The sequence below is a fragment of the Arenibacter sp. 6A1 genome (assembly GCF_012272855.1).
Lineage (GTDB): Bacteria > Bacteroidota > Bacteroidia > Flavobacteriales > Flavobacteriaceae > Arenibacter.
The window spans coordinates 1-26,842 of the sequence record NZ_JAAXCQ010000003.1; the positions used below are offsets into that span (position 1 = coordinate 1).

27 protein-coding genes are annotated in these 26,842 nt (G+C 34.3%); all 27 read left to right on the forward strand.

All coding sequences use genetic code 11. The features are described from left to right. Window positions 1-137 precede the first annotated feature (137 nt). The 27 genes from HCG49_RS02810 (at window position 138) to HCG49_RS02940 (ending at window position 26,677) form a co-directional block, all read left to right on the forward strand. Entirely contained in the window at window positions 138-455 is a 318-nt protein-coding gene (locus HCG49_RS02810; protein ID WP_168468052.1) for an alpha/beta fold hydrolase, read from the forward strand. 35 nt (window positions 456-490) lie between these two features. After that, window positions 491-1,654 carry a sensor histidine kinase gene (locus HCG49_RS18720; RefSeq protein WP_168468053.1) on the forward strand — a complete coding sequence of 388 codons (1,164 nt, stop codon included), beginning with the start codon at window positions 491-493 and terminating at the stop codon, window positions 1,652-1,654. A 415-nt stretch (window positions 1,655-2,069) separates the two neighbouring features. Continuing rightward, window positions 2,070-3,224, forward strand: coding sequence for a hypothetical protein (locus HCG49_RS02820; RefSeq protein WP_168468054.1), 1,155 nt, complete (start codon window positions 2,070-2,072; stop codon window positions 3,222-3,224). 279 nt (window positions 3,225-3,503) lie between these two features. After that, the gene (locus HCG49_RS02825; RefSeq protein ID WP_168468055.1) at window positions 3,504-4,250 is read left to right on the forward strand and encodes a helix-turn-helix domain-containing protein; all 747 of its coding nucleotides are present in this window, start codon (window positions 3,504-3,506) and stop codon (window positions 4,248-4,250) included. Window positions 4,251-4,313: 63 nt separating this feature from the next. After that, entirely contained in the window at window positions 4,314-4,844 is a 531-nt protein-coding gene (locus HCG49_RS02830) for a dihydrofolate reductase family protein (protein WP_168468056.1), read from the forward strand. Further along, entirely contained in the window at window positions 4,841-7,108 is a 2,268-nt protein-coding gene (locus HCG49_RS02835; RefSeq protein ID WP_168468057.1) for an ATP-binding cassette domain-containing protein, read from the forward strand. The genes HCG49_RS02830 and HCG49_RS02835 overlap by 4 nt, the downstream gene beginning before the upstream one ends. 136 nt (window positions 7,109-7,244) lie before the next feature. Next, window positions 7,245-7,670 (forward strand): hypothetical protein, encoded by a 426-nt coding sequence (locus HCG49_RS02840; protein WP_168468058.1) that lies wholly within the window; start codon window positions 7,245-7,247, stop codon window positions 7,668-7,670. A 226-nt stretch (window positions 7,671-7,896) separates the two neighbouring features. Next, window positions 7,897-8,751 (forward strand): carboxypeptidase-like regulatory domain-containing protein, encoded by an 855-nt coding sequence (locus HCG49_RS02845; protein ID WP_168468059.1) that lies wholly within the window; start codon window positions 7,897-7,899, stop codon window positions 8,749-8,751. A 312-nt stretch (window positions 8,752-9,063) separates the two neighbouring features. Next, a complete protein-coding gene (locus HCG49_RS02850; protein WP_168468060.1) occupies window positions 9,064-9,204 on the forward strand; it encodes a hypothetical protein in 141 nt (46 codons plus the stop codon). 329 nt (window positions 9,205-9,533) lie between these two features. Beyond that, a complete protein-coding gene (locus HCG49_RS02855; protein WP_168468061.1) occupies window positions 9,534-10,016 on the forward strand; it encodes a hypothetical protein in 483 nt (160 codons plus the stop codon). Between the two features lie 158 nt (window positions 10,017-10,174). After that, complete coding sequence (locus HCG49_RS02860; protein WP_168468062.1) at window positions 10,175-10,990, forward strand: helix-turn-helix domain-containing protein; 816 nt, start codon at window positions 10,175-10,177, stop codon at window positions 10,988-10,990. Window positions 10,991-11,065: 75 nt separating this feature from the next. Then, entirely contained in the window at window positions 11,066-11,560 is a 495-nt protein-coding gene (locus tag HCG49_RS02865; RefSeq protein WP_240938618.1) for a VOC family protein, read from the forward strand. A 1,182-nt stretch (window positions 11,561-12,742) separates the two neighbouring features. Beyond that, window positions 12,743-12,931, forward strand: a complete 189-nt coding sequence (locus HCG49_RS02870) for a hypothetical protein (RefSeq protein WP_168468063.1) — start codon at window positions 12,743-12,745, stop codon at window positions 12,929-12,931. A gap of 533 nt (window positions 12,932-13,464) precedes the next feature. After that, window positions 13,465-13,995 (forward strand): hypothetical protein, encoded by a 531-nt coding sequence (locus HCG49_RS02875; protein ID WP_168468064.1) that lies wholly within the window; start codon window positions 13,465-13,467, stop codon window positions 13,993-13,995. Window positions 13,996-14,198: 203 nt separating this feature from the next. Continuing rightward, window positions 14,199-15,176, forward strand: a complete 978-nt coding sequence (locus HCG49_RS02880) for an NAD(P)-dependent alcohol dehydrogenase (protein ID WP_168468065.1) — start codon at window positions 14,199-14,201, stop codon at window positions 15,174-15,176. Between the two features lie 551 nt (window positions 15,177-15,727). Further along, a complete protein-coding gene (locus HCG49_RS02885) occupies window positions 15,728-16,102 on the forward strand; it encodes a GreA/GreB family elongation factor (protein ID WP_168468066.1) in 375 nt (124 codons plus the stop codon). A 672-nt stretch (window positions 16,103-16,774) separates the two neighbouring features. Continuing rightward, window positions 16,775-17,851: a serine hydrolase domain-containing protein gene (locus tag HCG49_RS02890; RefSeq protein WP_168468067.1), complete on the forward strand. Its 1,077-nt coding sequence runs from the start codon at window positions 16,775-16,777 to the stop codon at window positions 17,849-17,851. 119 nt (window positions 17,852-17,970) lie between these two features. Then, on the forward strand, window positions 17,971-18,399 hold the full coding sequence (locus tag HCG49_RS02895) for a VOC family protein (RefSeq protein WP_168468068.1): 429 nt from the start codon (window positions 17,971-17,973) through the stop codon (window positions 18,397-18,399). A gap of 171 nt (window positions 18,400-18,570) precedes the next feature. Beyond that, window positions 18,571-19,197 (forward strand): hypothetical protein, encoded by a 627-nt coding sequence (locus HCG49_RS02900; RefSeq protein ID WP_168468069.1) that lies wholly within the window; start codon window positions 18,571-18,573, stop codon window positions 19,195-19,197. Window positions 19,198-19,676: 479 nt separating this feature from the next. Next, window positions 19,677-20,699, forward strand: coding sequence for a mechanosensitive ion channel family protein (locus HCG49_RS02905; protein WP_168468070.1), 1,023 nt, complete (start codon window positions 19,677-19,679; stop codon window positions 20,697-20,699). Window positions 20,700-20,898: 199 nt separating this feature from the next. Beyond that, complete coding sequence (locus HCG49_RS02910; RefSeq protein WP_168468071.1) at window positions 20,899-21,375, forward strand: cupin domain-containing protein; 477 nt, start codon at window positions 20,899-20,901, stop codon at window positions 21,373-21,375. Between the two features lie 198 nt (window positions 21,376-21,573). Beyond that, window positions 21,574-22,368 (forward strand): cation transporter, encoded by a 795-nt coding sequence (locus tag HCG49_RS02915; protein WP_168468072.1) that lies wholly within the window; start codon window positions 21,574-21,576, stop codon window positions 22,366-22,368. 159 nt (window positions 22,369-22,527) lie between these two features. Then, entirely contained in the window at window positions 22,528-22,872 is a 345-nt protein-coding gene (locus HCG49_RS02920) for a DUF3024 domain-containing protein (RefSeq protein ID WP_168468073.1), read from the forward strand. A 206-nt stretch (window positions 22,873-23,078) separates the two neighbouring features. Then, window positions 23,079-23,294 carry an SMR family transporter gene (locus HCG49_RS18795; protein ID WP_168468277.1) on the forward strand — a complete coding sequence of 72 codons (216 nt, stop codon included), beginning with the start codon at window positions 23,079-23,081 and terminating at the stop codon, window positions 23,292-23,294. 315 nt (window positions 23,295-23,609) lie between these two features. Further along, on the forward strand, window positions 23,610-24,815 hold the full coding sequence (gene tyrS / locus HCG49_RS02930; RefSeq protein WP_168468074.1) for a tyrosine--tRNA ligase: 1,206 nt from the start codon (window positions 23,610-23,612) through the stop codon (window positions 24,813-24,815). A gap of 336 nt (window positions 24,816-25,151) precedes the next feature. Continuing rightward, window positions 25,152-25,730 (forward strand): MliC family protein, encoded by a 579-nt coding sequence (locus HCG49_RS02935; RefSeq protein ID WP_168468075.1) that lies wholly within the window; start codon window positions 25,152-25,154, stop codon window positions 25,728-25,730. A gap of 659 nt (window positions 25,731-26,389) precedes the next feature. Next, window positions 26,390-26,677, forward strand: a complete 288-nt coding sequence (locus tag HCG49_RS02940; protein ID WP_168468076.1) for a hypothetical protein — start codon at window positions 26,390-26,392, stop codon at window positions 26,675-26,677. Window positions 26,678-26,842 lie beyond the last annotated feature (165 nt).

Here is a 26,842-nt window from a genome sequence, read left to right on the forward strand (position 1 = left end):
TTAGCTCATTGGGGCATGCCCCAATGAGCTTTAACTATGTACTATTGTTGCCAAATTCTATGTATTCTTATTTACCAAATTCTATGTATTTGTAATTACCGTTTACAGGATGGTCTAGCGCCATTACTCCTGTAATCATGGGAAATCCAGACAAACCTGAATTGACAGCCGAACTTAAAAATAGTTTTTGCCAAACAGATCCTGAAATAGCTAAACAATTCGCCGAAGTAACATTCAAGGGAGATGAAAGACAATATCTTGATAAATGCTTAGCAAAAACTTTAATTATTCAAAGTAAAGTAGACATCATAGCTCCGGTAGAGGTGGGAGAATATGTTCATAAAAACCTTGTAAATAGCAAGTTGAAAATACTTGACACAAACGGTCATTGCCCTCATATGACTGCACCTCGAGAAACGATAGAAGCCATCAAAGAATACTTAGATGCTAAATAAATTATACCAGTAAATTATACCAGTAAATAATACAAGTGAATTTAGAGAATCATATTACTATAGATTTATTTAACAAAGCTCCTTTCGGTTATATTATAACACAGGAAGATGGCACTATCATAAAAATAAATGACACATTATTAAGTCTGGTTCAAAGTAATAGAGATGCATTGGTAGGTAAAAAGAAATTTCAAGACTTGTTAAATGTCGGTGGACGCATATATTATGAAACCCACTATTTACCCTTGCTCATCTATCAAAAGGAAGTTCAGGAAATCAATTTTGATATTAGAAGTAAAAAAGGCACTAATATTCCTGTACTAGTTAATACCAATGTTATTAAGGAAAAGGGAGGACAATTGTTTTTCCTCTCAACGGTAATAAATATTTCGCAACGAAAACTTTACGAAAGAGAATTATTTCTTGCCAAAGAAAGGGCTCAAGAAGTTACAAAAAAATTAGAAGAAGCTAATCAAGAACTCAAAAATTTTTCTCATGTCTTAACTCATGATGTAAAATCTCCTCTCGGTAATATTATTGGTTTACTTGATTTGGTTGATAATGATATGCTATCCGAAGAAGAGCGATCTGAGTACTTTAATTTGGTCAGAAATTCAACTAGTGGCTTGTTAGATATGATTGATGGAATACTGAAGTATCATATCAATAGCGATATTGATAGTCAAATACCGGAAAAAATCAGTGTTCAGGATTTAATCACTAAAATAGCTCAAATAGCAGATCCAGAATCAAAAATTGAACTAACAGTTGTTGACGAAGAAAAAACCATCGAAACGTACAATGTAATAATTGAAATGATTTTACTCAATCTCTTGGTGAATGCTATCAAGTATAATGATAAAGAAATAGTTAGGATTAACTTTCTAACTTCTTCAGATGAAAAATATTACCATTTTACAATATCCGATAATGGAAGAGGTATAGATGAAAAAGACTTTAAAAGGATATTTGAACCCTCTAAGACCTTGGAAGTAAAAGATAGGTTTAATAGCAAGGGAACTGGGCTTGGTTTATCCTATGTAAAGAAAATGGTTGAGAAGTTGGGGGGGGCAATCAAAGTCCAATCAAAATTGGGCAGTGGATCAACTTTCTCATTTACAATAATCAAAGGGGGTATGAAGCCCATCGGTGCGAAAACGTACGCCAAGAACTCAAGTTCAAATTTGGTAAGAATTTGAAATAGGCCCAGTGGATTAACAACTATCAACAGAGGACATGTGCTAAATATGATATAGTTATCTGGCATATCACTGGGTTATACAATTCTGACCCGTCAAGCGATATGTACGGACGGGTCATGTCGATTACCCTCAATAGAATTTTTTGTACACTTACGATTTGCCAACAATGCATATGGTTCATTTTGCCGTATAGTGTATTGAATAATTTTCTTACAAACGATATATTTCCTAAATTGAGACATTGTTTCGGCGCCCTCCGCTATTTTGCTATTGAGATTTTGCTAAAATATAGCGGATAAGTGGGTAAAACTGCTTCGCTGCGGTCGCCTTACTTAAAACAAAACGAAACCATATTCGAGCCGTTGGCAACAAGCAAAACAAATCTCAAATAATTCTTGTAAACAAAAATAATATGGATCACGAGCCCAAACCCAAAAAGACAAGTACTGCTAAAAAATTATTTAATATTTTTAGAGGTGGCTCAGTAGTTCTAGGTTTTATTTTATTCGTAGTTGGAGGTTTATTAATCAATTGGACTAATTCTATAGAAGTCAATCAAAATCCTTTAATCGGAATTCCTATCGCTTTTGTATGGCTTGTCTCTACAATTGCCTCTTCAATTGGCTTTATCATACTTATAATCAATCTGGTTCTATGGATTGTAATTAATAATAACAGGCTAAAGAATTACGTTGCGCTATCCTTGGTGTTAATTATCGCCTTAAGCGTTAGCTATAACTATTATACCGATCACCAGCGTGCAAATGGAATCACAATCGAATATTACGGAGATGGAAGTGGTTTTAAAGAATCGGAGGGCGAATTATGTAATGGGTATAAAATTGGGAAATGGGTTTATTATCATTACGGTGGAATACCCTCACTAGAGCGCACCTACGTAATTATAGATGTAGTCACCAACCGTAGGGTAGACACAAAAAATAAATCTTTTAAATTTGGATTACCAGAAGATTCTTGGCTTAAAAGTGTTGAAGAAGGACTAACTAGCCATTGGGATGAACAAGGACAATTGGTGTCTCAAGGTATGGAATCTATTGGTAATCGAGTTGGTATTTGGAAGACATGGTATCCAAGTGGAGCAAAAGAGTCCGAAACCAATCACGAAGATCATTCTGAAACACATTGGTACGAGAATGGTGTAAAGAAATCATTTTCAAACTATGGTTACGGCGTAGCCGGTTTTAAACAAGAATGGAATGAAAAGGGACAGTTAATTTCAGAAAGAGAATACAACAAAGATGGTGATTTTGTTGATGCTGTTTATGGTCGGTTTTTTATTGATTATGAGTCAAGTCATTATACGGCTTATGAACCCAGAAATATTTCTGACTCAAATAAAAAAAATGTTGGCTTTTATCGCAACGGTAACAAAAAATATGAATTTGATTGGGTGGATGGGAAAACTAAAGGCCCAGTAAAAGAGTGGTTTATAAATGGGCAGCAAAAATCGGAAATGTATTGGGTTGATCATCAAGAAGATGGTACTTGGAAGTCATGGAATTATGATGGAAGTTTACAATCAGAAAAAATATATCACAAAGAATAAATAGAATAGTTAATAATGATCAGTCTGAAAGTTGAACCCTTTTATACCAAAACTAATAATATAATCCTCAAGCATTATTACTGTTTAGTAGTATCATTAGATTTTTAAATGCCAATTGTCAACACCGTATAAAAATAATAGCGGTTTAATAGATGAACCAAAAATGATTTAAAAATTAAAGAATAGTTGTAAACGGAAAATTAAGTGCATAAATTCCACTACTATTCTTATACGAGAACGTGAGCATCCATATAAAAAAACCGCACTGTATATAAGTAAATGATTATTGAAAAAACATATCATCCTAGTTTTCCTCTAAACCAATATGTTGATTTAATATGGATTGGTAAGGTATCTGAACTTGAAATAAGTTCAAGCCACCATGCTGCATTATTTACCGAACTTATTTTTAATTATGGAGACCAGTTCGAAATTGAAGGTCAGAATGTTGAGAATCTTGCTTCGAGTAATGACCATCAAATTTTATCAGGTTTAAAAACCTCACCTTTTCACACCAAAATATCAGGAACTTATGGTAACGTTGGGCTTATTTTGAAACCATTTTGCTATGGAATGCTTACTGAAAAATTTGGTTCAAAGGCAATGGAGAATGTTTCTGCAATATTATTTGAACAACTTTTTGTGCCAACAAGCCCTGATTTTGGAAGAGTAGAACAGCATCTATTAAAAATATTTGAATTTACTCCTATTGATAATGATTTAGTAAAGTTTGAAAATTATATTTCTAAAAACCTTTTGGAAAAAGGAAGTCTAAAAGACTTCAACATGTCTATTTCAATATCACAAAAAAGTTTTATTCAAAAGTTTAAAAAACACTTTCTGCTTACTCCAAGTGAGTACGTAAAACTAAAACAGGTGAATTATGCTATTCAGCTGCTACAAAGTAAAGATTCAGAAAAGCTTATAAATATTGGACTAGACTCAGGTTTTTACGACCAATCACACTTTATTAGAATTTTTAAAAAATTCTGCGGAGTAACTCCAAAACAATTTTTAAATGGGTAAATTCTGTACAATTTTATCAATCGTTCATTATTTATTTTTGGGAAATAAATTAAGGAGAATATTATGAGAAAGTTAGTATTGTACATTAGTATGAGTGTTGATGGTTATCTGGCAACAAAAGATGACGATTTGTCTTGGTTATCAATAGTTGAAAAGGAAGGTGAAGATTATGGTTATCATGATTTTTATAAGGATGTTGATACTTACATTGTTGGCAAAACAACATACGATACAATTTTAAAACTAACAGGAGGAAAGTTACCTCAAGCTGAAAATTTGGATTGCTATGTTATTACAAGACAAAATATAGCTGACAAAGAAAACGTTACTTTTTATAATGGAGACATTGAGAATTTAATACACAAATTAAAATCGGAAGAAGGAAAGAATATTGTTTGTGATGGTGGTGGTCAAATTGTAAAATTGTTGATGGAGAAAAACTTAATTGACGAGTATATAATTTCTGTAATACCTGTATTCTTGGGTGAAGGAAAACGTTTATTTATTGGAGGTATAGATACGATAAACTTAAAAGCATTATCTAGTAAAAGCTTTGACACAGGACTTGTTCAACTTCATTATTCAAAGCAATGAAAAATATTATTATTAAGGGAGCAAGACAGAACAACCTGAAAAATTTGGATATAGAGATACCAAGAAATCAGATTGTGCTGTTTACAGGAGTATCAGGTTCAGGTAAATCATCGCTAGTTTTTGAAACAATTAATTCTGAGGCTCAAAGACAACTTTATGATACATTCAGCACATTTGCACGGAGCAGAATGCCTAAATATGAACAGGCAGATTATGATTTGATTGAAAATTTATCTCCTGTAATCCTAATTGAACAAAAGAGATTTTCTGGAAATTCAAGGTCAACAGTTGGTACGGTAACTGAAATTTATACATACCTGCGTTTGTTATACTCCCGTATCGGTTCAGAGCTTATTGGTGGTTCAAATCATTTTTCTTTTAATTCTCCCGAAGGCATGTGTGAGAATTGTAGCGGAACAGGAAAGGCAACAAAAATTGAAATAGACTCTTTGATAAATTGGGATAAAACGATAAATAATGGTGGGATTCTATTTAGCGATTTCAAAGTTGATTCAATTTATTGGAAACAGATTGTAATATCTAATTTGTTTGATTGTGACAAACCTTTTAAAGATTTTTCAGAATCAGAAATAAATGACTTTTTGTATGCCAAATCCATTCGTTACAATATGGGGAGTGAAGAAGGATTTCTTAAAGGAAATTATGAAGGCATATACCGAAAAATAAACCGTTTGTATCTAAATAAAGATATTGCAAGTTTATCAAAGAAGAAACAGGATGTTATAAAGAATTACATCCATCAAGGGACTTGTGATAAATGCGGTGGGGCACGCATAAACCAAAAAGCACTTTCGATTAAGATAAATGAAAAGAACATTTATGAATTGTGCCAGTTGCAATTGAATGAACTACTTGATTTTATTTCACAAATTGAAAACCCACTTGTAGAAACTGTTCTTCAACAAATTAAAACACGTTTGCAGAATTTAGTAAATATTGGTGTGGGGTATTTAAACCTATCACGTGAAACAAGTACCTTATCGGGCGGAGAAGCACAGCGAGTTAAGTTAGCAAAACAATTAGGAAGCAGCTTGACCGAAATGCTCTACATATTAGACGAGCCAAGTGTTGGTTTGCACCCAAGAGATGTACATTTGGTTAATGAATTATTCAAAAAGTTAAAAGAAGCAGGGAACACTGTTTTGGTAGTGGAGCATGACCCCGATATTATAAAAATAGCAGACCATATTATTGATATTGGGCCAAATGCAGGAGTCTTAGGTGGAGAAGTAGTTTATCAAGGTAATTATGTAGGATTAAAAAAATCTGATACTTTGACAGGTCAATTTTTAAATACACCAATAGAACGACAAAGCCCAATAAGAAAATCGGACGAGTACTATCAAATAACCAATGCGACAGCTAATAATCTGAAGAATATTTCCGTAAGAATTCCTAAGCAAGTTTTTGTTTGTATAACTGGAGTTGCTGGCTCAGGAAAAAGTTCTTTGATTCATAAAGAATTTGTAAAGAAAAATCCTGAATCAATTGTAATAGACCAAAGTCCTGTTGGTCAATCTGAACGCTCTAATTCTGCAACTTATACAGGAGTATTTGACTTAATTCGAAAAGAATTTGCGAAAACCAATAAAGTAAGTAGCTCTCTGTTTAGTTTTAACTCAAAAGGAGCTTGCCCTAAATGTAACGGATTGGGTTACATAACAATTGATATGGCATTTCTTGATTCAGTAAAATCAAAATGTGAAGAATGCGATGGGAAAAGATACAGCAAAGACATTTTAAAGTATGCCTACCAAGGGAAGAACATATTTGAAGTTTTAGAACTAACGATCAATCAAGCTTATGAATTCTTTGGAAGCGGAGAAATCCAATCAAAACTTAAATTGCTTTTAGAAGTAGGATTAGGATATTTAAAACTTGGGCAACCGCTTTCAACATTATCTGGTGGTGAATGTCAAAGAGTAAAACTTGCAAGCGAATTACACAAGCAAGGGAACATTTACATCATGGACGAACCGACAACTGGTTTACATATGTCTGACATCAAAAAGATTATTGAACTAATGAATAAATTGGTTGATAACGGAAATTCATTAATTGTAATAGAACACAATTTGGACGTAATACATAATTCTGATTGGATAATTGACATCGGGCTTGAAGGAGGAATTGCAGGCGGTGAATTGATATTTGAAGGGACTCCCGACCAGATAATTGATTGTAAAGAAAGTTATACAGGGAAATACTTAAATGATTATATACTAATGAAATACGAATCCTAACATTTTGTAGAAGTAATGGCAGGCAATGTGGTAAATATCAAGGCTTGTAGCCCGCTCAAACTGTATATCGGTTTGACAGCTAATTATCACGTAATCTGAAGTGAGAAAAATCAAACTGAAATTTAAAACTATAGATATGAAAGCAACATTGAAGTTTACCAGAGCAATGCTAAATTTATTAATCGCTGTATTTGTATTAACGGGAAGTTGTACATTGATAGCACAAGAGAAAAAAACAACTGAGTTCAAAGACTTTAAAATTGTTGTGGAAAAGACGGAAAAAGGAATTAAAATGGCGAGTGTTAAAGGAAGTGCTTGGATTGATTTAGCGTTTAACATTAACAACAACCAACCACAGGCAATTGATGAATATGGAATGACGGAATTGGACAACATTTCTTCGGACAAAGACACTAATCTTGCGGATTTCTTATTCACAGTATCTAAAACTGACGATGGAATTGCACTAAAAGGTATTGAAGGAACAGCATGGAAAGAATTAAGTTTTTCTCTTTCTGAAAATGAAAAACAAGGGATTGACCAATTTGGAATGGTAAACTGAAATAACACCTACACACAGCAATGTATAAGGCCAATAAGTTTATAAACCCTTAAGGAGCATTCCAGGAAATAGAGGGCTCAGCTTGTTTGCGGCTCGGTTCGCCCACTATTTCTTAGCTAGAAGCCACAAGCAGTTTGAAAAAAACAGCTTGTTTTATTACCGGTAAATAATATTACAGTAACCGGAAAGAAACTTACTGGCCTTATACGAGAACGTACCACACTGTATGAAAAACATTATAGCATTCATAGCCATTTTTATATCCAATTGGGCGGTTGGACAAATTTCAGGAATTGTGACCGACGATTCGAATGGACAACCAATAGCCTATGTCAACGTTTGGGTTAAAAATACTAGAGTTGGTGCAACAACGGGAGAAAACGGAAAGTTTGTCATTGAGAGCGCCAAAATTGGCGATTCAATGCTTGTTTCAAGTCTCGGATATGCGAGCACTGAATTTTCTGCCATCAGGGAAAATTATGTAACCCTTACACCAAAAGTTAATGAGTTGGACGAGGTAGTCGTTATTCCAATGAAGAACACAGAAACATTTTCGATAATATCTTTTAAGAAAGTCAAAAAGAACAGAAAATGGTATAACAATGGACACTATTCCCTAGCCAGATTCATTAAATACGAACAGGAATACGATAAAACACCATTTCTTAATCAAATAAGCTTAATCACCCTAAATGCAAAAAGGGAAAATGTCATTTTTCGTATCCGTTTAGTAGAGATTGGTGAGAACGGAGAACCGTCGGAAAATGGATTAACAAATAATATAATTCTAGAATCTAAAAAAGGAGTTAATGAAATAACTCTAGAGTTAAGTGCTGAAAAAATTCTAATCCCTAAAAATGGTTTCTTTGTGGTAGTTGATAGGTTAAATATCGAAAAAAATAAAAGTTTCAACAAAAATGCAAAAATGGACATTTTGCAACCTGCAATTGGAATAGAACTGTCAGACCAAGAGAAAAACACTTGGTTTGGATTTGGAGGTAAATGGATACCGCCATCGGAAATAAAAGATTTTCTCGGGAGCAACGGAAATATAGCCGTAAATATTAAGCTCACGAATTAAATACCGTGTGGTAACAATGGCTATAATTAATACGGGTTTTAGTGCCAAACCCAAAGTTGGTACTTATTAACAAAGTCCGCCAAATTTACAATTTGACGGTTAGATGAAAAAAGATAACAGTAAAATTGTAAATTTGGCTAAGTGCTAAACCGAATAGTAAGTGACTTTTAATCCCTTACTATTCTTATACAAACTGTTGGCATTCATTGTTGGGTATACTCCAAATTAAAATGTAACAAATATTAATTTTAATCAACCAATTATATAGCATATCGAAAAATGAAAAATTACTCAATAATTAAACTTAGTACAATGTGGTCAACAGAAGGATTAAAAAATGACGTTGAAAGAATCTTAAATGAAAAAACTGCTCAAGGATTTGAAATCGTATCTGTAGCATTTGGAGTAAATTTATGGTGGATGCCTACTGCTTTTGTAACAGTATGTAAATAAATCATGAGGAAAAGAATTCTGACTTGTAAGTCGTTCGTGGTAAAAATCCTTAACCGAATTCACTCGAATTCAGAAAAACAGAAAACGGAATTAAGTCGGGTAAATAAAAACTTCAATAAAAACAGCGAGATGCCAATGATGGCTATAATTAATACGCGTTTTGGTGCTTAAACCAATGTTTGGGTATATTTTTTTAGTCCGCCAAATCTTTTGATTTGGTTTTTAGAAGAATAATATAAAACAACGTGTAAAGCATGTGGCTTTAACTTTGTAACTATGTGTCTTAACGAACGTTTGACATAGATTCGTCAAAATCAGAATAACCAATTATGAGAATTTTTATTGTGATAGCTTTCATTCTTTGGACTACAGCTCGACACGAAGCAAGTCACGCTTTGATAGCTTATCTCGAAGGCTCAAAGATTGAGGAATTAAAGCTCTTGCCAGGTATTCATGATGAGTTAGGATTTTATTTTGGATATGTCAAGCATTCAGGAGATACAACTTGGTTAACAAAATGTGCGCCATTTTTTAGTGATTTACTAATCCTACTTTTCTCAACAATTTTACTTTTAAAGATAAAGTCTAAAAAATATTATCGCGAAATTTTATTTTTCGGATTTGTATCACCAATTGTTGATTTAATTTACAATTACCAAGGCGGTTTATGGAGGAGTGGAACAGATGTTTCTGTTATGCTAAACCAGCTCCCAAATTGGACTGTTCATTCCTCATTCATCTTAACCATTAGTGCTTCACTATACGGATTTATATATTTTAGAAATAGACAAAAAACAGAAACAAAAAACTAAAGCCAACTATGCAAATAAAAAATAGGCTCATAAGCACTACAGTCAATGCTTATGACTCAGATCAAACTTTGTGTTACCCGAAACTTTCGTGCTTCAAAATCGACTACTTTTCATATACTTAACCTTGTACGTCATTCAAAAAAAATAGTAATCAATAAATGAATTACCAAACATTTCAGCCAAATTCTGATTTGGAATCGCTTATCAGTTGCTATTGGACATTAGAAGTTCCCGCAGAATATGAAGCACAAAGACAGCGGATAATTCCAGACGGAACGATTGAAATGGCTTTTATCCTTGGGGACGATATTAAACGATATACTTCCGAGGAAGAATTCATTATACAACCTCGTGCAATGGTTCTTGGACACACAATCGAGCCATTTTACATTGAACCGACAGGATATGTAAACACTTTTGCAATTCGTTTTTACCCTTACGGTTTTGCTAATTTTGTAAATATGCCGATTAAGAATTTAGCAAATAAGGAAACACCTATTGAATTACTGTTCGGAGAAAAAACCTCTAGTGACTTGGAGCGAAAAATAATTGAAGCCACTGATAGTAGTGAACGAATAGAAATTATTGAAAACTTTCTTTCAGATAAATTAAACGAAAAAACTACGATTGACAATATCGTTAAAACTACGGTAGACGCACTTTTAGCAACAAACGGAAGTGCTTCGATAAGCACAATTCTTAAAGAAGATTTATCCAAACGGAGACAACTTGAACGAAATTTTAAAAAACAAATTGGTGTTAGCCCAAAACAGTTAGGTAAAGTAATCAGACTGCAAACTGCCTTAAAAATGCTTCTTAATAAAAAGTCAGAAAACCTGACTGACATTACTTATGAAAGTAAATATTTCGACCAAGCACATTTTATAAAAGACTTTAAAGAGTTTACAGGAATCAACCCGAAGGAGTTTTTAGGTAATGAAAATATGGCACTTTCTACTTTATTCTACAAATAATCAGCGAGTCGCATTTTTACAATTTTTGTTATTCTACGTAATCTAAATTTGCCCTGTCAAATCAAACAGGACCAAATGAAAAATTCAATACTGTATACAGCTATAATCCTTTCTTTTAGTATTACAGCTTGTAACAGTCAAAACAAATCAAAAACCGAAACTACCCCGGTTACATCTAACATTAATCAAAAAACAAAAGAAATGAAAAGTCATATTTCAATTTTTGAAATTCCCGCAACGAATATATCGCGAGCGGTAAATTTTTATCAAGTAATTTTAGGTGTCAATATTGAAAAAGTGGAAATGCCAGGAATGGAAATGGGAATATTCCCTTACGAGGAACAAATGGTAACAGGAATAATTATTAAAGGAGAAGGATCCAAACCTTCTGCTGACGGAGTAACCATTTATCTAAACGCAGGGGATGATCTTCAAACCATTCTTGACAAAGTTGAAAAAAATGGCGGAAAAATTCTTATGCCGAAAACGGCACACGCAGATGAAAGTGGATTTTTTGCTTTGTTTTTGGACACAGAAGGAAATAGACTTGGGCTCAATTCTGAAAACTAAACGCAGGAAAAAGAACGAACGCACAAGGCGTGTTTAATCAAGCAAGGCTACAAAGTAGATTGCCAGTAATAATAATGATTAAGGGAAACCGAGACTAATCGCACACACCAGTTTTGCCGGCCGCCAATAGTGCTTACGCGACGCATCATCCATCGTAAGCACGCCAAGGGTACAACACTGGTCAAGCCTTGCCAAATCATACACAAGAACGTTAGCAAACATGAATAATTAAATATAAAAAAAAGTCGAAACTGGCCTTTCACTAGAATCTATTAAAAACGGAGACAGACCTCACTCATCCCGATTAAAATCAGCATTTGTATTTCTAGATTAGGGGGCTAAGCCTTAATGTATATTGCTTTTTACAAACTTTATGTAGCCTTCCCTAAAAATGGGAAGGCTAAAAATGGGAGCGTATATTATAAGGCGGGCCACAAAGTCAAGCATTACAAGAACAGGCAGGCTTGAAGGGTATGCCTCGTAAGGCTCCTTTGTGCCACTAATAAAAATGAACGCTCCATCTATTACGAGGTCTTGGAGGAAAATCAAAATAGAGTAGAAGAAAATACAGAATATCAAAGACTTAGATAATAGATCACGGAACACCAGTTCGGAACTTTAAAAAGCAATGGGATTCACCCATCCATTGATGAAAGGAAAGCAGCACCTGCTCTCGGAAGTGAACCTGATCATGATCTGCTACAACCTTAGGAGACTTATAACCATACTTGGACCAAAAGAGCTCAAAAACTAGCTTAAAGAGCTTGGTCTTGAAATATTGGCCAAATATCATCCAATTTTCCACCATATAAGCCAACTCGTTCCAATACGAAGTCTTCAGACTCCAAAAAATCACGGTACAACAAAACTTCCCTTTTTGTTGTTTATATACAAATGTCGTCCTGAGATATTCCAAGGCGGTATGGGAGTTGAGAATAGTACACCGAAGTACAAAGGCAGATAAATTAACAATTCGTTTTGGAGGCCGAGAATAGATTATCAATATTGTTAGCTGAAAAGAAAGTTTGCATAACACCTACTCGTAAGAATCTTCAAAGACCTTAAATTTAAGGTTTAATCAATTGATTTTTAGATAATATTAACAAGGTTTTAATACGTTTTTAATGGGGGTCTAGTATCTAACCCTTATAATTGCATTTAACAATAAAAAACGAATTATTTATGAGTGTAACCTATTTGAACACAAAGTCAAAAGGAATAACAAAAACAGTAGCAGAATTCTCCAAACAGGAGAATCAGAGTAATAGGGAATTCCGTGAGTTTATCAAGGAACAAGTTTTGGAGCATAGAAAAGAGGGAATGGATGTATTTAAATCCCCTTGGCCTGGAGATGACCGGAAAAACAAATAACATCCTATCTCAGCAAGAATAACAAGCAAATTACAAAAAGGCTATTTATATTTATTAAATAGCCTTTTGTTATTATATGTGCACAGGTCTACCTAGTAAAGGATATTGATTTTTGGTAGAGCGAAACTGTTAAAAAAGAGTCTCATTGCGATTTTGAAACCTCTGTTTGTCTAAGATAATATCTTTGTTTAGGTCAACAAATAGCATATTCTATCTATACTGCCAGAACCCCTGTCTAATGTCTCACCATCAGTTTTAAAGTGTGTCTTAACAGTGACCTTATTCGTTCTAGGGTCTAACAGCACTTCCAAGAAAAAGACGTACAGGCATAAAGCCTAAATTTTATATTCTTCTTCCAATCTTTAGGATAGCAAAACCGATGCGCCATCAAAAGCTATAATTCAGTGCTACTCCTAAATAAGAAATAATCTTCCTATATTTAACAATGTATGATTTCTTGGTTGAAAAATCCTGCCGGATTTACCGCCCCGATATCATAGCTAAACCGTTGGGCTATTTTTAAAACCAAATTTATGAAACCAATTTCAAAGCTGTATTTAAAGACATTCTTCTATACAGGAATCCCGTACGGACTGATAATGATGGCGTTTGATTTCGTTGATGGCAATGGATTTAGATTATGGAAATTTTTGTTAATGGCGTCCTTTTTCGGAATTACGATGTCCTTGATTTTAGTTTCATTCCACAAACACAGACTTCAAAAAAATGGTATTCAGGTAATTACAGATGAAAATCTAGGGGTTACCCAGAGAAAAAGTCTTACATCAGAATTAAATAAATTAGAACTAATAGAAAAGCTTAAAATCGACCCAATAATCGGAAAAATGAAAATGACCAAAATCGAAAATGGAATTCTGTTAAAAACCGGAATGACTTGGAAATCTTGGGGAGAAGAGATTAAAATAATTCAGAAAACCGACATAGTAACCGATTTTGAATATCAAATTTCGAGTAGTCCGAAATTGAGAACAACCTTAATCGATTATGGGAAAAATCTTGAAAATATCAACCGAATAGAGAAAGCAATAAAAAACATTGCCTAAGAGGCGTGTATAATCAAGCAAGCCTACAAAGTGGATTGCCAGTAATAATAATGATTAGGGAAAACCGAGACTAATCGCACAAACCAGTTTTGCTGGCCGCCAAGAGTACTTACACCTCGCATCACCCAATGTATGCACGCCAAGGGCACAAAACTGGTCAAACCTTTAAATCAAAGCCTAAAATTGGTGGCGCATGAGTAAATATGAAAGCATATACTATTAAAAACTACGGAGAGCCCGGGAGAGTACTCAAGCTTGTGGAAGCCGAACAACCAACAACTAAGAATACCGAGGTCCGGATTAAAGTTTGTGCAACAACAATCAATGATTACGATTGGTGCATTACTACCGGAAAACCTTTTGCTTATCGACTTTTCTTTGGGATAATAAGTCCCAGGAAAAAATTAATGATACCAGGGATGGAGGTTTCAGGAATTGTGGAGCAGGTCGGAAATAATGCTACAAAATTTAACGTTGGTGATGCCGTTTACGGTGACATCTCACAATTAGGATTTGGTAGCTTTGCTGAGTTTCTTTGCATAGACGAGAAAGCACTTGCTCGAAAGCCAGACGGCATGAGCTTTGAAGAGGCAGCTAGTATTCCGCACGCAACAATGCTTGCTTTACAAGGTCTGCGGGATGTGGGACAGATAAAAGATGGTCAGAAAATCTTGATCAACGGCGGTGGCGGCGGTGTTGGTTCATTTGGACTTCAAATAGCAAAACTTTACAATGCAGATGTGACAGGGGTTGATACGGGTGAAAAATTAAAAGCGATGCAAACCCAGGGGTTTGACAACGTAATTGACTATAAAAAAGAAGACTTTACTAAGAGTGATCAGCAATATGATTTAATCCTTGATTGCAAGACCAATAGATCGCCCTGGAAATTTTTAAAGGTTCTTGAACCAGAAGGAAAATACGTTTCAATAGGGGGTAGGCCCGGCAATATGTTGCAAATGCTTTATATGAGTCCAATACTAAAGTTATTTAGCAAGAAACGTTTTCACATTGTCATGTTACAAACTAATAAGGACTTGGAGTACATCAATCAACTTTATGAGAACAACAAGATAAATTGTGTTATTGATGGTCCTTATACTTTTGATAAAATTCCTTGGGCGATTCAACGATTTGGAGATGGACTGCACAATGGTAAAATTGTAATTTCAGTAAGCTAACAGTGCCACAAAAATGGCTATAATTCATCTGGCAATCCTAGGATGACGGCTTGGTAATATCGGAATAGTCCTCCCGGACTATTCCGCAACGAAAACCATAGCCCAAACCTTGCCAGTAATTAAAAAAAACCGCCGCGAAATCAAAAGCATGACGCCTTTGGGTCAATCTATAGAGTAATTGTTTTAAACATACCTTAGTGGCTTTTACATTGTAAATATTGAATATAATGATTAGCTTTGTAACTAGTTAATTTTTAATCCAAATGGCAGCAGTTTACTTTCTATATACTAAAAAAAATCCTTTAGGATTAGCGCTGTCATTATCTTACTTACTTGACGATATTTTTTTAAAAAATTCAAAAGAGTTTATTAATTAATCCCTGTTACGACTCAAAACAGGGCTACTCTTTATTATTCTCAAATTCTAATCTTATTTTCTTCTTAACATTACTATTAGCACTCAAAAACAGGAGCTCAATATACTGCGCACTATTTTGAATGATTGGGTCACAACTATATAATATTAAGAAGGAAATTCAAAAAAAAATATTATGTCAAAAAATGTAATTTTAACTACCGGGATATACGATATGATTAAAGATCATGTTCGAAGAAAAAAAGTAACCAAACAAGAAGAAGAACTATTACTTTTAGAATTAAAAGAGGCCAAACAAGTATTTAGACGAGACTTACCTAATGATATTGTTACGGTAAACCGACGTGTAGTAATTAAAGATTATACGGAAAACAAAGAAAAAGAATATATGTTTGTGTCAACCACTAAAACAAACAATAAAAAAGGAAAATTATCTATTTTATGCGATGTTGCCGTTGCCACAATTGGTAGACAGGTAGGCGATATAATAAATTGGCCTTTTAAGGATGGGGAAAGAAAACTAGAAATTTTAAAGGTTGAAAATATTTAGCCATACCATCAAAAAAATAAAAAAGAGTCTTTGTTTTAATAACGCAAAGGCTCTTTTTTAATTTTCTAGGTACAATTAATATACTTTCAGGCTATGAAAAGGGAAATCTCACTTTATTCTGAAGCCAACAATTAATTAAATATATTTTATCACAATAATTTTTTACCAATAGATCATTCTATGAAATTTATATTTGATAAATGGTTATTGAGTATTATATCTTACATTCTGTTCTTAATCGGAATTATATAGTACCCTAATCCGGAATAAAAAAACTACTGGCAATAAAGAGCTGAGGTGATAAACAATACTTTTCTACATTCATTTTTGACATTATTATTCTAGGCTACCTATACAGATGCACCCGTTTGGAACAAGTCGTAATGTCGCTTAATTTTTTTGATTGGTTCGCTGTAGATGTACTTGGAATTAATAAAATAATGGAGCATTTCACTGGTCGCAAAAAATAACTTTGACATTTTTGTAATAGCTTAAAGATTATTTGTTGGATGAAAGATTACGACTACCAACATTCTGTATAACTAATTACTTCTAGACTACTTACGAAAATCCACGGATTTTCTATTCGGTTCTTATTTGCTAAATTAGGTGTTTAAAACAAGCAACACACCATATACAATTACCATAGTAACAATTTAAGAGCGGCAATAAATGAATAAACAAAGGCGAATATTACTTTCATTTGCATTTATTACGTTTTTAGCATATTCTGGTTTTTCGCAGCGTCAACAGAATTTTGAATATTCAAGTCCAGAAAGTTCAGGTTTTTCAACTGTAAAGCTTGACTCACTTTCGAGGTTTCTAACTAGTGCAGGATCTTCATCACTAGTCTTATTAGTGGATGGTAACATAATTTTTGAGTGGGGAAAGACGGATTATAGACATACCATTCACTCTATAAGAAAACCACTTATAAGTGCGCTCTATGGAATTTATGTTGGCAGAGGTATAATTGATACTACTGCAACCTTAAAAGACTTGAATATTGATGATATTATACCAAGTCTTTCAGAAAAGGAAAAATCAGCTAGAATTATTGATTTGTTGAAATCAAGGTCAGGAGTTTATCACGATGCTGCTGCAAACTCAAGTGGAATGGTTTCAAATAGACCCGAAAGAGACGAATTTATACCGAATGAAAACTATTTTTATAATAATTGGGATTTTAACGTTTTGGGAGCAATTCTAGAACAAGCCACAGGAAAAAGTGTGTTTGAACTTTTTAAAACTGAAATTGCCTATCCAATTGGTATGAATGACTATTTGGGTGAATACTCCCAAATTGATGGTGAAGATGAAAATACAAGGATTCCTAATGTAGATGGATTTTATCAATATGAAAAGAGCAAATCAAATTACCCAGCCTATCATTTTAGGCTTTCAGCTAGAGATATGGCTAAATTTGGACAACTATATCTCAACAATGGTAATTGGAAAGGAAAGCAAATAATTCCAAAATCTTGGATTGAAGTAAGTACAAAAGCCTATTCTGTAACAAATCCAGGATATGGAATTGGTTATGGAATGATGTGGTTTGTTCTTATGGAAAACGAGTTTAGGAAAGGTGCATCCTTTTACCATACAGGAAAAAATGTGCATATGTTAGGAATATATCCTTCTTCCAAAGTTGTTTTAGTTCATAGAGTGGATACAGAGAAAAAACACACATTTAACCAAAATGATTTTTATAAAATGATCGAATTGGTTTGGGATTCAAAAGTAGAATAAGCTACTGACATTGTATGTGAAATCACGGCACCCTACGGAATGCTACGCCTTATATACGATCTGTTGGCAGTACTTAGACAAAGTTGAAAATAACCATTATTTAGAATTGAATAAATAATATGAAAACAAAAACATTTTTAACTTTTGTAGGCGACCAATGCGGAAAGGCTGAGGAAGCGATAAACTTTTACACTTCCATCTTTCCGAATTCTAAAATTAAAATTATAATAAATTACTCCGAGGGAGAGGCAGGAGGTACACCTGAACTAATTAAATATGCAGTATTTACATTAAATGGAACTGATTATTTGGTTTCTGAAAGTAATTATAATCATGCTTGGTCATTTACACCTGCAGTTTCAATTTTTATAAGTGACAATTCTGATGATGTGATACATACACTTTTTGAAAAACTTTCTTCAAACGGTGGACAGGTAATGGTTCCTTTAGACAACTACGAAGGTGATGGGGATTACGGATTTGGTAAGAAGTTTGGATGGTGTCAAGACAAATATGGTATATCCTGGCAATTTGTACTTACTGAATAACTAATTATGAGCAAACTATCGAAATAGAAAATTATTACTGCCAACTATATGTATTTTTGGTAGGGAAGGTCTTTATGATGTAGGCAGCAATAGAGGGATAATTTCCAAATTTCAATTTGATGAATATGTTAGATTAGTACAACTACCATTAAACGATAACCATAAGACATCATGCGAATAATAATATTCCTTATATTTTTATCCATTTTAGCACCAATATTTAACGGCTGCAATAAGACTCAAGAAAAAACAGGACTTGAGGCTATAAATGCGTACGTAGAAAACAATGTCAACAACATAAGATATGACATTAGGATATTTGATCCGCCACCCCCTCCAGAATGGCAAGACAGCCTAAAACATAACGGTAGGACAAGACCAGATTCTGTGATTAAGCACCTAAAGCCACTTAAAGTTTATGTGACTATAGATATAGAATACGATTCAGCTTTTATTTCGGATTTAAAACCTGTCAAGGGATTTAGTTTTGTTAAGGACATTAAACCGTATAAGGCTTCCCTATCTTTGGATAGCACTTCTTTTTCTAAAAAACAGGGAATAATTTTGGAGTTCTTATCCAGAAAGGATTTTTTTTTAAAACACGAAAGGATACAACATGAAGAGGACTATGGCGGTATTGTAAGTTTTAGGAATTTGATTTGTTCCGTAGATGGCAGTAGGGCCGTGTTTGAAGTTTCATATTTTAAAGGAAAGTTGAACGCAAGTACAGCTATTGTATATGCCGAAAAACAGGATGGGACTTGGATATTTCATTCTAAGCCAATATCCATATCTTAACTATTTATACTAGCCACAACAAAGTGCTGAGGTGAAAAACAATACTTTTCTGCATTTAATTTGAGTCCTGTTTACCCTTTGGCTATTTCGAAGCTACCATGTACATCAAGACATCCGTATTGATGTCAACTCCAAAAGATTTTTTATCTTTATTAGTAAGAACTAATTTAGGCAAGGACATTCTACTTTACTCACAACAACTTGAAAACCAGATGTAAGTTCTCACAGAACTGAAGGTGGTACAAGGGGTAATAGACGGAGAGAGACTTATTAATGTTGTCGAAGTTTTTAGCTTCCTTGAGTATGATTAATTATTTGGATCTGAATTCCTTAAGAAAATTATCACGGAGTTTCTATTCGGTTTTTATTTGCTAAATTAGTTACTTAACCACGCAATTAACGATTCACAAGCCTACAGGCAACAATTATGGAATAAGTAATTTTAAATTATTATAGAAATTTTATAAAAAAATTAATCTATGCTAAACTATTTACTTTTAATTCAAAGTACACCCAAGGACGAAAAAGGCGTATTGGATGTAAACCCACAATCTATCATTGAAAAATTGGATACTTGGTTGGACGGGTTAATTAAAGCCATACCAAATATTCTAATAGGATTAGCAGTATTTATCGCTATGCTCTATTTAGGACGTTGGCTTGGGCGGTTAGTAAAGCGTATTTTAAAAAATAAGGGGCGTCAAAATTTTGGCGACTTGCTCGGTGCCTTTACGAGGTATATTGTTGTTATTTTTGGCCTTGCCTTATCGTTGACCATAATGGCACCAAACTTAAGTCCGGCCGATTTAATTGCCAGCTTGGGTGTTTCATCGGTAGCTATTGGCTTCGCATTTCAAGATATTTTACAAAACTGGTTGGCTGGTATTCTAATACTACTTCGACAACCATTTGAACTTGGCGACCAAATTGTGGTGAACAATTACGAAGGTACGGTGGAAAAGATTAAAACCCGAGCCACAATCATCATCACGTATGACGGTAGGCGTGTAGTAATCCCTAACAATACTGTTTACAATAGTTCTGTGGTTGTAAATACCGCACACGAATTTATTCGCTCACAATATGATGTAGGTCTAGGATATGATGAAAATTATATGGAAGCGATGAAAATTTTAAAAGAAACCATTGAAAAGGTAGAAGGCGTGACTTCAGAAAAACCAGTTGAAACTTTAGTTTGGGACCAATCTGACAGCTGGTTAACAATCCGTGTTCGTTGGTGGACAAAAAGTGATCGAGCCAGTGTGGTACACGTATGGTCAAAAGTTTTACACGATACTCAAAAAGCAATGGAAGATGCTGGTATAGACTTGCCATTCCCAACGCAAGTAGAAATTCAGAATGCACACGACTTAAAAGAGGCTAGACAAGATATGGAAAGAAAATTCAATACCGATAAAAAGGTGAAATCGAAACGAGCCAAGGAAATTGAAAAAAAGGAAGCAGAAAATAATTCCGATGACCAAGGGAAGAAAAGCGAATAAATCCAATAAAAAGAATGGTTTAATAGAACAATATATGAATGACATTTATTGTAATCGTTGCTACAAATGAAATTGGCTAACTGGGCAAAACTGCTTCGCTGCGGACGCCTTGGTTAAAACAAAATGAAAGCATATATGATAAGCTTGTAAGCAAGCGTTAAACTCCGAACGACCACGGAAAATAATTAAAAAGTATTATATGAGATATTCAATTTTTACTCTATTTATGTTAGCCCCTCTATATTTATCTGCCCAAAGTTCCGATTATTCCGTTTCCTCCTATCTTACGGAGGGTACGAAGGCACCCAATACGCATTATATTGGAGAAGCTTGGTTGAATGCCATCATTCATGATGATGCCGACTTGGGTTATAACATAACGAAAGCAACCTTTAGAGCCAACTCCACCCTGGATTGGCATAAACATAGTTCTGTACAGGTTTTAATAATTGTAGAAGGTAAAGCCTATTATCAGGAGAGAGGAAAAGAACCTGTAATACTGAAAGAAGGTGACGTAATTAAATGTGGCAAGGATATCGAGCATTGGCATTCCTCTACCAAGGACAGTGATGTAACGTATATGGCCTTCTATGGCGGTGACCAGCCTACTATTTGGACAGAGGTACTAACACAAGAGTATTATGATAAGGTGGCTGACAAGCTAAAATGTGACTAATGATGACCAAAATTGTTCAGGATGTATATTCGATTTAAAGTATACCAGCGTACAATAACGGCTATAATTCATTGCGATATCATGCAAAAAACAACAATAAGGATTACTAAACGGCCTGATTCCATCAGTAGAAATGTCTACGACGTTCCCCACAACGAAATGATAGCTTAGAAGCTGTAAGAATTGTTTAGAAATTAAATGGATAAAACGATATTTGAAATTGCCAAAATGGACTGTCCTTCAGAGGAAAATCTTATCCGAATGAAATTGGACGGAATTTCAAGTATTGCGAATTTGGACTTTGACATTCCGAACCGAAAATTGACTATTTTTCACAGCGGAGAAATAGACCAAATCGAACAGTCGGTTATCGAACTGAATTTAGGCGGAAAAAAAATCTCGACCAGACAGACCGACCAAACGGAATTTAAAGAAAATGAAAGCCAAAAAAAGCTACTTTGGTCTGTACTTGCAATCAATTTTGCATTTTTCATAATCGAAATGACCACAGGAATTATATCAAAATCTATGGGACTTGTTGCCGATAGTCTAGATATGCTTGCCGACAGTTTCGTTTACGGAATTAGTTTGTTTGCCGTTGGTGGAACATTAATCAAGAAAAAACGGATTGCAAAACTTGCCGGATATTTTCAAATTACACTTGCGATTCTCGGATTTCTAGAAGTTTTAAGGAGATTTTTCGGAGACGAGAAACTTCCGAATTTTTCGACTATGATTATCGTGTCGATTTTTGCTCTTTTTGCAAACGGAATTTGTCTTTATATTTTACAAAAGTCAAAGAGCAAAGAAGAGGCACATATGAAAGCGAGTATGATTTTTACCTCGAATGACGTGATTATAAATTTAGGTGTTATAATTGCAGGGGTTTTGGTCAATTGGTTGAGTTCCAATAAACCTGATTTGATTATAGGAACGATCGTTTTTATTTTGGTAATTCAAGGGGCCATTCGGATATTGAAATTGAGCAAGTGAGCTAAAAAAACTACTTACAATATAATGGAACTAAAATAACGAAGTATTCAACTACGTCCGAATCTATTTGAAAATGCAAAAGATTGTTCAAAAACGAAAAATTAACGCCTAAATGACGATTATATGAGAGCGTTATGTGCAGCTAAAAAATTGAAATAAATGGGAAATACTACCATAGATATAAATGAATCTTCAATAAAAAATTTCATTGAATCGCTAAGACCAGAAGATCCTGATATTAGAAAAAAACTCGATTTCGGCTATTCCTATGATGGGAAAACAGCTATACTTTATGAAATCAGACCTTTTTGGGATAATCCAGAAGAGATACTAAACATTGAGTTTGCAAAAATCAGATTTTATAAATCTCGAAAAGAATGGAATTTATATTGGATGCGTGCAAGTGGAAAATGGCAACTGTACGGACCGTTTCCGAAATCAACCTATATAGAAAAGATAATTAATGTTATAAAAGAAGATGAATACGGTTGCTTTTTTGGATAATCACTACAAAAATATCATCAAGAATATTGCCCAAGAATTAGATTGCTGATTTAACTGCTATTTCAATTTAAGAACAGAGGAAATGCAAATGGCTGTAGCTAGGGTAGAAGCAATTAGTAAATATATATCCTAGGGTCGAATAGCAAGATTTAGGAGAGGAAATAAATTGAAGGAGATAGTGACAAGCAGAATATGTCCGTTTCGGCATACTTGGTGTCGGGTTTTTCTTAGCCTCCTTTACGGCTCTCGCACAAGCGGTAAAAGGTTTCGATCTCTCCATTGCCTATGCAATTTGGGGCGGCACAGGTCTCTTATTTACTACCATAGCCGGAATTATACTTTTTAAACAAAAGCTTACTAAAATCGGATGGATAGGTGTTGTTTTGATGGTAGGAGGGATACTGCTATTACGACTATCCTAAGGGAGGTATCCAACTTTTTTTTTTGGAATCATAAAATGGCCCATTTAAATCAGTTAACCTAAAATAAATGTCAAGAAACCCTTGAGTCACATCTTAATAGGTTTTTTATAAAGTATTATTTAGTAGCTTTGCACCAGAAATGAAATTTTTGAACAGCATATTACGTCTTCCATTTTTCAGCACTTATTATTATACTCTAATAATATCTGCTCGGAATGGTTATATATATACTTCAAATTGATTTAAAAAACAATAAATAGTAACATCATTAAAGCCCGAGCATTTGCTCGGGCTTTTTTTTTATTTAAAAATGAAATGGATACAGTAGACAAATTAAAAGAAAACGTAGAAATTATATTTCCAGAGAACGGCTTAAAGGAAAAATTGGAACAATCCGAAAAAGACGGAAAGAAGCTAATTATTAAACTTGGTTTTGACCCAACGGCACCAGATTTACACTTGGGACATGCCGTTGTACTTAAGAAAGTAAAACAATTTCAAGATTTAGGGCATCAAATTGTTATTTTGGTTGGAGATTTTACAGCTAGAATAGGAGATCCAACAGGGAAAAATAAGAGCCGTAAACCTTTGAGTAATGACGAAGTGTTGTTGAATGCTGAAACGTATATTACGCAGCTATCCAAGATAATTGATGTAAATAAAAGTAAAATAGTTTTTAACTCAGAGTGGTTGGACAAGCTTTCTTTTTCTGAAATTATCCAAATTTTATCTAAAGTTACCGTTGCTCAGTTGATGCACCGAAACGACTTTAACAAGCGGTTCTCCGAAAACTCCCCTATAGCCATGCACGAGCTTGTATATCCTATATTACAAGGTTTTGACTCCATAAAAGTTAACTGTGACATAGAAATGGGCGGCACGGACCAGCTTTTTAACTGTACAATGGGAAGGCAGTTACAGCAAACTTATGGAACTAGTCCACAAACTGTCATGTGTATGCCACTATTAAAGGGGTTAGACGGTAAGGAAAAAATGAGTAAATCCTTAAATAATATCATAGGCTTAACAGACGTGCCCAATGAAATGTTTGGTAAGACAATGTCCATACCCGATACCTTAATTACAGAATTTTTAGATTTGACAACTGACTTTTCTGCCGAGGAAAAACAAGCGTTAAAAGTCCGCTTGGCAAACGGAGAAAACCCTATGGGCCTTAAAAAAATTATTGCAAAAAACATAATTACGCAATACCATAATAAGGAAGCAGCACAACAAGCCGAGGACTTTTTTACGAATCAATTTCAAAACAAAAAATTTGAAGAAAAAGTATTTGAACCTGTTTTACTTGAATCCATTGAATCTGAAAACGGAAGCATTAATTTAATTGATTTATGTATCCATTTAAAAGACGATTTGAGTAAATCTGCCATGAGAAGACTCATTGAAAGCGGAGCCGTTCAGATCAATAACGAAAAGATAACAGATGCTTACATACATATTCCACTAGAAAAGGAAACTAAGATTAAAGTGGGAAAAAGAAATTTTTATGAATTAAAATAATAAATCCAGCCAGGACCAAAGTTGTGTAAAACTATTTCTTTGAATTGGCCTATAGCGGGTGTCCGACACGGAAGGTAGACATGCAGGGTACACTAGTTCTGTCGGTAAAATTTGGTACGAGTTTTGCTAATTCTTCATCTGCAGCACATCAGCGACTTTAATGTGGCGAGGCATTATTTGAAAGCGTAGCGAACCGGCCCATGGAAGGCCGTTATCTATGGTGCTGGGCAAGGGAAGGGTAGAAACTCCTTTTCCTACTCGGCCAATAATCGTTGGTGGTCATGGCTAGAACAACGGGAGAAACAATTAAATATTAATAATAATTATAAAAAGAAAATGGCAAAAAACATTTTGACAATGGCAGTGCTAACAGCATTATTTTTAAATTCTTGTAAAGAATCACCAAAGCAAGAAAACGCAGCAACGACCACCACAGAAACTGTTGAAAAAGTTACTGACGAAATTGTCAATATTTCATCAACTGACAAGGACGGAAAAAAAATAAAAATTTCATATAACAACACAAAAGAAACTGCTACTCTAAATTTTAACGGAGAAACTATTGAATTGGTTAGTCAAAAACCTGCCTCGGGAATTTGGTATAAAAACGACCGTTATGAATTAAGTGGAAAAGGAAACGATATTGAATTAAAAAAAGAAGGAAAAGTAGTTTTTACTCATGAAGACGATATTGTAAAAACTTCACTGAGAAATAAGGAAGGTCAAACTCTTGATATGACTTTTAACAACACAACAAATCAGGTAAAAGTTTATGTAAACGGAGGCGAACAAATAGAATTGGTTGGTCAAATATCTGCCTCGGGAATTTGGTATAAAAATGACCGTTATGAATTAAGGGGGAAAGGTGAAAACCTTGAATTGACCGAAGACGGAAAAACAATATTTAAAAATTAAAACTCCACTTTGTAAACATAAGAAGTGTCAGGACCGACGAAAGGTCCATTGTCAAAACCTGGTAGATGGAGCGGCTATTTTTTTATGTTATTATTAAGGAATTATAGATCTTTCTCCAAAGGATGTTTTAATTCAACAAAGTATCATTCATTGAGCCGATTAGGACAACTGATCGGCTCATTTTTTTGCCATAACTGAGCCGAATACGGCTAGAAATTGGCCTACATGCTATAGAAGTGGGGCAGGGGCCTAATAGCTAAATCTTTAGTGAGGTAGGCCTTATTGATAATGGGGTGCTCTTCTTAATAGTTAGAATAAATTGAATGTCTCCCCATTTTTATTTCATGAATTCTGCTTTAAGTGACCCAAGGATGGTATTTTATCCTAATTCATGCGAATTGGTCGGGTATTTTTTGTGGTTCTCATAGCTAATAGTACCTTTTTTTTATTTAATAATCCATACCAGCCATACTTACCGATCGAAAACCTTATTGCAAAAACTACCGAACCTAGTAAACAAAGCTATTTGTTCTAGTATCTTGGGAGGTATTCCTAAGTGTTGGTAGGGTTCTGGAGAATTAGAAGGAACGTAATAGCCTCCTTTAATACAATAGGATGAATACTTTATTATTGTATAATTAATATAAAATACCAAGAAAATGACGCAAAAACCTACTTTTTGGATAGTTGTATTAGCGGTGGTGATCCTAGCTTTTGGCGTAGGCATTTATCTTCAGGACATACAACACCAGAAAAGCACAAAAGCCGCATGGCAAGCCAATCGTTTTAATATTACGAGATTTGATAAAATTATGAAATATGCCGCCGAAATGGATGCTGAAAATTGGTCCATGATGCGAGATAGTATCGGAATGCAACTAGATAGTCTGATGATTTTAAGATTTAGGAAGGAAAAGGACAGTTTGGATGCCCTTAAGAAAAAATAATCCTATCATGTAGTTGGATAGTTCTAGACAATACTCGGAAAAGGGTATTCCTATATATGGCCGGCTGCTATTTTTCTTATGTAAGATGGGCAAATAAACACAACTAGTACTCCGGTTGGTTAGCTTGCCAAGCTTATAAGTATAGTAATTCTACAGAACCCTTGG